The organism is Streptomyces sp. NPDC058221 (assembly GCF_042882365.1).
Classification (GTDB): Bacteria; Actinomycetota; Actinomycetes; order Streptomycetales; family Streptomycetaceae; genus Streptomyces.
In genome coordinates this window covers 20,841-29,432 of the sequence record NZ_JBHVWF010000107.1, presented here as the reverse complement: position 1 = coordinate 29,432, position 8,592 = coordinate 20,841, and the positions used below count along the sequence as shown (strand labels likewise).

10 protein-coding genes are annotated in these 8,592 nt (G+C 72.1%); all 10 read right to left on the bottom strand.

Going from position 1 to position 8,592, the window contains the following annotated elements:
• Nucleotides 1–913: prolipoprotein diacylglyceryl transferase (gene lgt / locus ACFVW8_RS28025; RefSeq protein WP_389694720.1), on the bottom strand; the 913-nt coding region annotated here is incomplete at its 3' end.
• A 98-nt stretch (nucleotides 914–1,011) separates the two neighbouring features.
• Entirely contained in the window at nucleotides 1,012–1,839 is an 828-nt protein-coding gene (locus tag ACFVW8_RS28020) for a thioredoxin domain-containing protein (protein ID WP_389694718.1), read from the bottom strand.
• A gap of 75 nt (nucleotides 1,840–1,914) precedes the next feature.
• Nucleotides 1,915–2,727, bottom strand: a complete 813-nt coding sequence (gene trpA, locus ACFVW8_RS28015) for a tryptophan synthase subunit alpha (protein ID WP_389694716.1) — start codon at nucleotides 2,725–2,727, stop codon at nucleotides 1,915–1,917.
• Nucleotides 2,724–4,010 (bottom strand): tryptophan synthase subunit beta, encoded by a 1,287-nt coding sequence (gene trpB, locus ACFVW8_RS28010; RefSeq protein WP_389694714.1) that lies wholly within the window; start codon nucleotides 4,008–4,010, stop codon nucleotides 2,724–2,726. Before trpB ends, trpA begins: the two co-directional genes overlap by 4 nt.
• Before the next feature lie 135 nt (nucleotides 4,011–4,145).
• Nucleotides 4,146–4,373: a tryptophan biosynthesis modulator TrpM gene (gene trpM / locus ACFVW8_RS28005; RefSeq protein ID WP_389694724.1), complete on the bottom strand. Its 228-nt coding sequence runs from the start codon at nucleotides 4,371–4,373 to the stop codon at nucleotides 4,146–4,148.
• The gene (trpC, locus tag ACFVW8_RS28000) at nucleotides 4,370–5,179 is read right to left on the bottom strand and encodes an indole-3-glycerol phosphate synthase TrpC (protein WP_389694712.1); all 810 of its coding nucleotides are present in this window, start codon (nucleotides 5,177–5,179) and stop codon (nucleotides 4,370–4,372) included. Before trpC ends, trpM begins: the two co-directional genes overlap by 4 nt.
• 115 nt (nucleotides 5,180–5,294) lie before the next feature.
• Nucleotides 5,295–5,873, bottom strand: coding sequence for a DUF2752 domain-containing protein (locus tag ACFVW8_RS27995; protein WP_389694710.1), 579 nt, complete (start codon nucleotides 5,871–5,873; stop codon nucleotides 5,295–5,297).
• Nucleotides 5,874–5,953: 80 nt separating this feature from the next.
• On the bottom strand, nucleotides 5,954–6,202 hold the full coding sequence (locus ACFVW8_RS27990; protein WP_389694722.1) for an HGxxPAAW family protein: 249 nt from the start codon (nucleotides 6,200–6,202) through the stop codon (nucleotides 5,954–5,956).
• Between the two features lie 137 nt (nucleotides 6,203–6,339).
• Nucleotides 6,340–6,999 carry a TIGR02234 family membrane protein gene (locus tag ACFVW8_RS27985; RefSeq protein ID WP_389694708.1) on the bottom strand — a complete coding sequence of 220 codons (660 nt, stop codon included), beginning with the start codon at nucleotides 6,997–6,999 and terminating at the stop codon, nucleotides 6,340–6,342.
• A gap of 97 nt (nucleotides 7,000–7,096) precedes the next feature.
• Nucleotides 7,097–8,584, bottom strand: a complete 1,488-nt coding sequence (locus ACFVW8_RS27980) for an anthranilate synthase component I (RefSeq protein WP_389694706.1) — start codon at nucleotides 8,582–8,584, stop codon at nucleotides 7,097–7,099.
• Nucleotides 8,585–8,592: the final 8 nt, after the last annotated feature.

Sequence of the window (8,592 nt, the reverse complement as noted above, 5' to 3'; positions counted from 1 at the left end):
CGTCGGACTCGACCGCAGGGTCACCGGACCCCGCGTCCTCGGACCCCGCGTCCTCGGACCCCGCGTCCGCCCCGGCATCAACCGCGTCCGGAGCCTCCGGCTCCCCCGGCTCCACGATCTCCTCGCGCCCCGGCCGCACCTTCGCCGAGATCACGATGTAGACGACGGCCAGCACGAACACGATCAGCGCGGTCCACACGTTCAGCCGCAGGCCCAGGATGTGGTGGGCCTCGTCGACGCGCATGTACTCGATCCACGCGCGGCCCGCGCAGTACGCCGCGACGTACAGCGCGAACGCCCGCCCGTGCCCGAGCTTGAACCGGCGGTCCGCCCAGATCACCAGGAGCGCCACGCCGACGCACCACAGCGACTCGTACAGGAACGTCGGGTGGTACGTGCCCGCCACCCGGTTGGGGCCCTCGCTGATCTTCAGCGCCCACGGGACGTCGGTCTGCTTGCCGTACAGCTCCTGGTTGAACCAGTTGCCCCAGCGGCCGCAGGCCTGGGCCAGGACAATGCCGGGGGCGAGCGCGTCGGCCCAGGCGGGCAGCGGGATCCCGCGGCGACGGCAGCCGATCCAGGCACCGACCGCGCCGAGCGCGATCGCACCCCAGATGCCGAGGCCGCCCTGCCAGATCTTGAAGGCGTCGACCCAGTCCTCACCGTCGCTGAAGTACAGCTGATAGTCGGTGATGACGTGGTAGAGCCTGCCTCCGACCAGGCCGAAGGGCACGGCCCAGACGGCGATGTCGGCAACAGTGCCGGCTCTGCCGCCTCGGGCGACCCAGCGCTTGTTGCCGAACCAGACGGCGACGAAGACACCGATAATGATGCAGAACGCGTAGCCGCGAAGCGGGATCGGTCCGAGATCGATCACGCCGGTCGACGGGCTGGGAATGTAGGCAAGATTCATGGCACCGTCGACGCTACCCTGCCGGGCGGGACGTACGGCAACCCGCCCGACAACGTCTGGGTAACGGGCGGGTCATCGATTCGCCAGGTTTCCGCCGTTCAGGACCCCGACGGGGTCGGCGTGGCGGTGCCCGGCTTCTTGCCCTTGTTGGCCTCGGCCACCCACTTCTTCAGGTTGGCCACGGTGATGGCTTCGTTCCCCTTCTTCGGGAAGATCGACTCACCGTTGAGCAGTGCCGTCGGGGTGCCCTGGAAGCCGCCCTTCTGGAACGCGGTGTTGGATTTCTGGACCCACGCGTCGTGCGTGCCGTCCTCGACACAGCTGCGGAAGGCGGGTGTGTCGAGCCCGTCGACCTTCTTGGCCAGCTCGATCAGCTTGCTGTTGTCGCCGAAGGCGTCATCGGCCTCCTTCGGCTGGTTGCGGTACAGGACGTCGTGGTACGCGGAGAACTTGCCCGCGTCCTGGGCACAGGCCGCCGCGTTGGCCGCCTTGAGCGAGCCGCTGCCGCCGAGATTGCCGTCGATCAGCGTCGCGAGGTGGTACTCGACCTTGATCTGCCCGCTCTGCTCCATCTGGTGGATCGTGTCCCGGAACGCGTTCTCGAACTGGGCGCAGACCGGGCAGCGGAAGTCCTCCCAGACCGTGAGCGTGGACGGGGCGTCGTCCGCTCCGACCTGGATGGCCAGGCTGTCCTTGCCGGTGGCGCCGGACGGCGCGACGGCGGGGCCCGATGCCTTGTCCTTGTTTCCCTTGCCGCCGCTGTTCGCGGCGATGATGCCGACGACGGCGGCCAGCGCCAGGACGCCCACCACGGCGGTGGAGACGATCAGCGTGCGGCGGCGGCGCTCCCGTGCCTTCGCCTGCTCACGCTGCTGGATCAGCCGGTCTCGCGCGGCCCTTTTTCCCTCTTGGTTCTTCTCGCTCACACCGCAGCAACGAACCGGGGAGGCACTCGCGTGCCTCCCCGGTCCCAGATCCACCCATTCGGGTTACGCCCGGTGTCAGCGCTTTCGAACACCTTCGGCCAGATCGGCCGCCAGCGAGCGGACCGCGGCCAGGCCGGCCGCCTCGTCGGGGGCGTCCAGCATCCGCTTGACGAAGGCGGATCCGACGATGACGCCGTCGGCGAAGCCGGCGACCTCGGCGGCCTGGTCGGCGTTGGAGACGCCGAGGCCGACGCAGACCGGGATGGAGGTGGTGGCGCGGGTGCGCCGCACCAGGTCCTGGGCCTGTTCGCCGACCGAGACGCGGGTGCCGGTGACCCCCATCAACGAAGCGGCGTAGACGAAGCCGGAACCGGCCGCCGTGATGGTGGCGAGGCGCTCGTCCTTGCTGCTGGGCGCGACGACGAAGACGGTCGCGAGACCGTGCTTGTCGGCGTGCTCGCGCCACAGCGCGGACTCCTGGACCGGCAGGTCGGGCAGGATGCACCCGGCGCCGCCCGCCTCGGCCAGCTCGGCGGTGAAGCGCTCGACCCCGTACCGGTCGATCGGGTTCCAGTACGTCATCACGAGGATCGGGATGCCGGTCGCCTCGTACGCCTCGCGGACCGTGCGCATCACGTCCGCGATCTTCACGCCGCCGCGCAGGGCGATGTCGTCGGCGGTCTGGATGACCGGGCCGTCGAGCACCGGGTCGCTGTGCGGCAGCCCCACCTCGACGACGTCGGCGCCACCGGCGGCCACCGCCTTGACGGCCGCGATCCCGCCGTCGACGGTCGGGAAGCCCGCGGGCAGGTACGCGATCAGCGCCGCCCGGTCCTCCGCCCTGGCCCCGGCGAGGGTGGTGTTCAACAGCTCGATGTTGCCGCTCACTTGATGTCCCCCTCGATCTCGGCGCCGTGGCCGGCCGCGTCCGCCTCGACGGTCGCGTCGGCCTCGTACAGCCCGAAGTACCGGGCCGCCGTGTCCATGTCCTTGTCACCGCGACCGGACAGGTTGACCAGGATCAGCCCGTCCTTGCCGAGCTCCCTGCCGACCTCCAGGGCGCCGGCCAGCGCGTGCGCGCTCTCGATGGCCGGAATGATCCCCTCGGTGCGGGAGAGCAGCCGAAGCGACTGCATGGCCGCGTCGTCGGTGACCGCGCGGTACTCGCCGCGGCCGATGTCCTTCAGGTACGCGTGCTCCGGTCCGATGCCCGGGTAGTCCAGACCGGCCGAGATGGAGTACGGCTCGGTGATCTGGCCCTCCTCGTCCTGGAGGACGTAGCTGCGCGAGCCGTGCAGGATGCCGGGCTCGCCCGCGGTCAGGGTCGCCGCGTGCTCGCCGGTGTCCACACCGTGTCCGGCGGGCTCGCAGCCGATGAGGCGGACGTCCGCGTCCGGGATGAAGGCGTGGAACAGGCCGATGGCGTTGGAGCCGCCGCCGACGCAGGCGACCGCGGCGTCCGGCAGCCGGCCGGCCCGCTCCAGGATCTGCCGCCTGGCCTCCACACCGATGACCCGGTGGAAGTCGCGGACCATCGCCGGGAAGGGGTGCGGGCCCGCGACCGTGCCGAAGAGGTAGTGCGTGCGGTCCACGTTGGCGACCCAGTCGCGGAACGCCTCGTTGATGGCGTCCTTGAGCGTGCGGGAGCCGGATTTCACGGCGATGACCTCGGCGCCGAGCATACGCATCCGCGCCACGTTCAGCGCCTGCCGCTCGGTGTCGATCTCGCCCATGTAGATGGTGCACTCAAGGCCGAAGAGCGCGCAGGCGGTCGCGGTGGCGACGCCGTGCTGGCCGGCTCCGGTCTCGGCGATGACCCGGGTCTTGCCCATGCGCTTGGTGAGCAGCGCCTGGCCGAGAACGTTGTTGATCTTGTGTGAACCGGTGTGGTTGAGGTCCTCGCGCTTGAGGAAGATCCGGGCGCCGCCGGCGTGCTCGGCGAAGCGCGGCACCTCGGTCAGCGCGCTGGGCCGGCCGGTGTAGTCGACCATGAGCTCGTTGAGCTCGGCGGCGAAGGCGGGGTCGGCCTTCGCCTTGTCGTACTCGACGGCGACCTCGTCCACGGCGGCGACGAGCGCCTCCGGGATGAACTTGCCGCCGTACGCACCGAAGTAGCCCTCGGCGCTGGGGATCAGACCTTCGGGGTCCGGGATGAAGAAGTCGGACGACATCTCGACGTGCTCCTCGACATGGCATTGGGTGGGTTCACCGTATGCGCCGAGAGCGCAGCGCCACCGCGGCCGTGGCCGGGCGGTGCGGTCGTGCGGATCCGCCGGATGGGCGGGGTGCGACGGCCGGGGCTCGCTCTACTGCGCGGACCCCGTGCGCCATCGCATGCCGTTGACCTGGCCGGGCTCGTCACCGATCACGTACCGCACCCGCCGGCCGTGCACGCGGCGTGCCGGGGCGCGGCAGCCGCGGGGGCGGCAGCCGCGCGCCAGCGGCGCGTGCGGGTCCCGGCCGGCGGCCGCGGCGGGGCGCAGGCCCGGCCGGACGCGGGACGGGGAACGGTCGAGGGGCACGGGCGCGGTCAGCCCCGTCCGTGCCGGAGGGCCGGGTGGGCGCCCGCGGCGACCAGATCGGCGACGGCGGACCGCGGGTCGCGGCCGGTGACCAGGGACTCGCCGACCAGCACGGCGTCCGCGCCGGCGTTGGCGTAGGCGATGAGGTCGTGCGGGCCGCGGACGCCGGACTCGGCGACCTTGACGATGCGGTCGGGGATCTCGGGGGCGACGCGCTCGAAGGTGGAGCGGTCGACCTTGAGGTCCTTGAGGTTGCGCGCGTTGACGCCGATGATCCGCGCGCCGGCGTCCACCGCGCGCTCCGCCTCCTCCTCGTCGTGCGCCTCGACCAGCGGCGTCAGGCCGATGGACTCGGCGCGCTCGATCAGGGAGACCAGAGCCTCCTGGTCGAGGGCGGCGACGATCAGCAGGGCGAGGTCGGCGCCGTGGGCCCGCGCCTCCCACAGCTGGTACGAGGTGACGATGAAGTCCTTGCGCAGGACCGGGATGTCGACCTTGGCGCGGACGGCCTCCAGGTCGGCAAGCGAACCGCCGAAGCGGCGCTCCTCGGTGAGGACCGAGATGACGGACGCGCCGCCCGCCTCGTAGTCCGCGGCGAGTGCGGCCGGGTCGGCGATGGCGGCAAGGGCCCCCTTGGAGGGGCTGGAGCGCTTGACCTCGCAGATGACGGTGACGCCCTCGCCGCGCAGGGCGGCGACTCCGTCCTTCGCCTGAGGGGCACGCGCCGCGCGTTCCTTCAGCTCATCGAGGCTGACGCGCGCCTGCCGCTCTGCGAGGTCGGCGCGTACGCCGTTGATGATCTCGTCGAGCACACTCACGCGAGCGGCCCCCTTCCGGGACGGTGACAAGGGAACAGGATCAGCCATGTCGATGGTATCCGCAGGAGGCCGATGGGCCCGCATCCGGCCGACAGATGTCCCACTACCTGGGCATTCACGGCGCCAGCGCCGATCCGAACGGCAGATTCCGGACGACGGTGAAGATCAGCAGCACGGCTCCGATCCCCCACCAGTGCAGGGGCTTCAGGGTGATCCGGGCCGGCTTCCCGGTGGCCGCGCGGGCCATCCAGCCGAGCCAGAGCACGGCGAAGATCCCGTAGCCGATGACGGCGAGGGCGTTGGAGCCGAACGCCGCCGCGATATCGCCGTGGGCGACGGCATGGGCGCTGCGCAGCCCGCCGCAGCCGGGGCAGTAGATGCCGGTGAAGCGGAGCAGCGGGCAGACCGGGTAGTGGCCCGGCTCGTTGGGATCGACGGAACCGACGAAGGCGAAGGCCCCGATGATGCCGGCCATGACCCCGGCCGGGCCGGCGATCCTCCGCAGCCGCGAGGCGGGGACAGGATCGGGCCGGGGGGCGGGCCGGAAGGGGCCCCACTGCCCCGCGGACGGACCGGCGGCATGCGGGGGGCCGCCGGGCACGGGCGGCGGGCCGGGCGGCGGCTGGGGGCCGTCGGGAGCGGGCCGGGGGCCGGTGTCCGGCGGGGCGGTGGCGGGAGATGACGAGGGGTCCACCCCGTGATTGTCGCCGCTGACGCGGAAAGGCGCAGCCCGGTCCGGGCTGCGCCTCGCGTGCGTACGTCCTGCGAACGGGGTCAGGAGGTCTGCGCCTGCCCGGCGCGGGCCCGTGCCTGGGCCATCTCGGCCGACTCCTTCGGCATCCCGAGGCCGGCGGCCTTCATCGCGAGACCGACGATCCCGCCGACGACGGTGACGGCGATACCGGCCCAGAAGCCGAGCGGGTTCGCCGCGACCATGAAGACGCCTGCGATGCAGAAGCCGATGAACGAGATGATGACACCGGTCCAGGCGGCCGGGGTGTGTCCGTGGCTGCTGCCCGCCATGAGTTGCTCCTCGTTGGTGTTGCGCTGTTGGTATCGCTCGGTGTCGCTGGACACAGAGCCGGTGCCGCTGTGGGTGCCGCTGTGCTGTGAACTCAACGCCATTGTCCCGTACGTGCGGGTAGGACGTGAGCTGGGGGTCATGCCTCGCGCGTCGGGTCCTCGCCGCGGTCCAGGGCCTTCCACAGGTCCTCGGGCCGGTCGGGGTCCAGGGCCTTGGGGGCGGTCTTGCGGGGGCGCGGGGTGCCGTCGCGCTCGTACCGTCCGGACATCGTGGGCCAGCGCCTGCCGTAGCGCAGGGCGAGCAGCCCCGCGAGCAGGATCAGCAGGCCGCCGGCCGCGGTCACGTACGGCCAGGCGGTGTGGCTGAGGGCGCCGATCGTGGCGGAGGTGTCACCGGTGGTCGAGGCGGCCTTCTCGTCGAGTGCGGCGCTGTCCGAGGCGCCGAGGTAGGCGCTCAGTGCGGCACCGAAGCCGCTGAGGGCCAGCAGCCCGGCGACGACCATGCGGCCGCTGCTGCGGACGGCGAAGACGGCGACGAGGGCGGCCAGGCCGACGATGGCGAGGGCGGCCGGAAGACCGGTGACGTCCTGCCCGTCGGCGCTGAGCGGCAGGGCGCCGCCGCCGACCGCGGCCCGGCCCTCGGCCCAGGTCTGCCCGGATGCGAGCAGGACGACGGTGGCACCGGCCGCTCCGAGGAGCAGGCCGGCGGCGAGGCTTCGGCGGCTTCCCGCGCTGTCGGGCGCGGACACGGCTTCGGCACGGGGCTGGGGTACGGGGACAGCACTCACGTACTCCACTATCCCTTACGGCCCCGGGCCCGCGGGCACACGGGGGGTGTGAGATGGAGCCCCCGCGACGCGGGACGCGGGGGCCCGCGTCACGATCGGGCCGGGCTCAGGTGCCGTGGAGGCGGTTCGCCGTGTGCACGGCGCGCAGCACCGCGGCGGCCTTGTTGCGGCACTCGGTGTCCTCGGCGACCGGGTCCGAGTCGGCGACGACGCCCGCACCGGCCTGCACGTACGCCGTTCCGTCGCGCAGCAGGGCGGTGCGGATGGCGATGGCGGTGTCGGAGTCCCCGGCGAAGTCGAGGTAGCCGACGCAGCCGCCGTACAGACCGCGGCGGGTGGGTTCGAGCTCCTCGATGATCTGCAGGGCGCGCGGCTTCGGCGCTCCGGAGAGGGTGCCCGCAGGGAAGCAGGCGGTGAGGACGTCGAAGGCGCTGCGGCCCTCGGCGACGCGGCCGGTGACGGTGGACACGATGTGCATCACGTGGGAGTACCGCTCGACCGACATGAAGTCGACGACCTCGACGCTGCCGGGCTCGCAGACCCGGCCGAGGTCGTTGCGGCCGAGGTCGACGAGCATCAGGTGCTCGGCGCGTTCCTTCGGATCGGCGAGGAGTTCGTCGGCGAGCGCCTGGTCCTCCTGCGGGGTGGCGCCGCGGTGCCGGGTCCCGGCGATGGGGTGGACCATCGCACGGCCGTCCTCGACCTTGACGAGTGCCTCGGGGCTGGAGCCGGCGACGTCGAAGCCGTCGAACCGGAAGAGGTACATGTACGGCGAGGGGTTGGTGGCGCGCAGCACCCGGTAGACGTCCAACGCGCTTGCGGTGCACGGCGTCTCGAAGCGCTGGGAGGGAACGACCTGGAAGGCCTCGCCTGCCCTGATCCGCTCCTTCACGTCCTCGACGGCGTCCTGGAAGGCCTGTCCGCCCCACAGTGCGGTGTACGGCGGGAGCTCGGATGGCGGGAGGGCGGCCGGGGCGTTCTCGACGGGGCGGCGCAGGTCCTGCTCCATGGCGTCGAGCCGGGTCACCGCGTCGGTGTACGCCTCGTCGACGCCGGTGGCCAGGTCGTTGTGGTTGATCGCGTTGGCGATCAGCAGGACGCTGCCGTCCCAGTGGTCCAGGACGGCCAGGTCGGAGGTGAGCAGCATGGTGAGCTCGGGGAGCTTCAGATCGTCGCCCCCGCTCTCGCCGATCTTCTCCAGCCTGCGCACGATGTCGTAGCCGAGGTAGCCGACCATGCCGCCGGTGAAGGGCGGGAGTCCGGACTCCGGGTCGTGCGGGGTGTGCAGCGTCTCGATGGTGGCGCGCAGGGCGTGCAGCGGGTCGCCGTCGACGGGGACGCCGACCGGCGGGGTGCCGGCCCAGTGGGCCTGGCCGTCCTTCGTGGTGAGCGTGGCGGCGCTGCGCACCCCGATGAAGGAGTAGCGCGACCAGGTGCGGCCGTTCTCCGCGGATTCGAGGAGGAAGGTGCCGGTGCGCTCGCCCGCGAGCTTGCGGTAGAGCCCGACCGGGGTGTCGCCGTCCGCGAGGAGCCTGCGGGTGACGGGGATGACGCGCCGGTCGACGGCCAGCTTGCGGAAGGTGTCGAGATCCATGGCGGCTG

Coding starts and splice junctions, on each gene's coding strand:
- ACFVW8_RS27990 (WP_389694722.1), bottom strand. CDS start 6,202: ATGGCGGGCAGCAGCCACGGACACACCCCGGCCGCCTGGACCGGTGTC.
- trpB (WP_389694714.1), bottom strand. CDS start 4,010: ATGTCGTCCGACTTCTTCATCCCGGACCCCGAAGGTCTGATCCCCAGC.
- ACFVW8_RS27980 (WP_389694706.1), bottom strand. CDS start 8,584: ATGGATCTCGACACCTTCCGCAAGCTGGCCGTCGACCGGCGCGTCATC.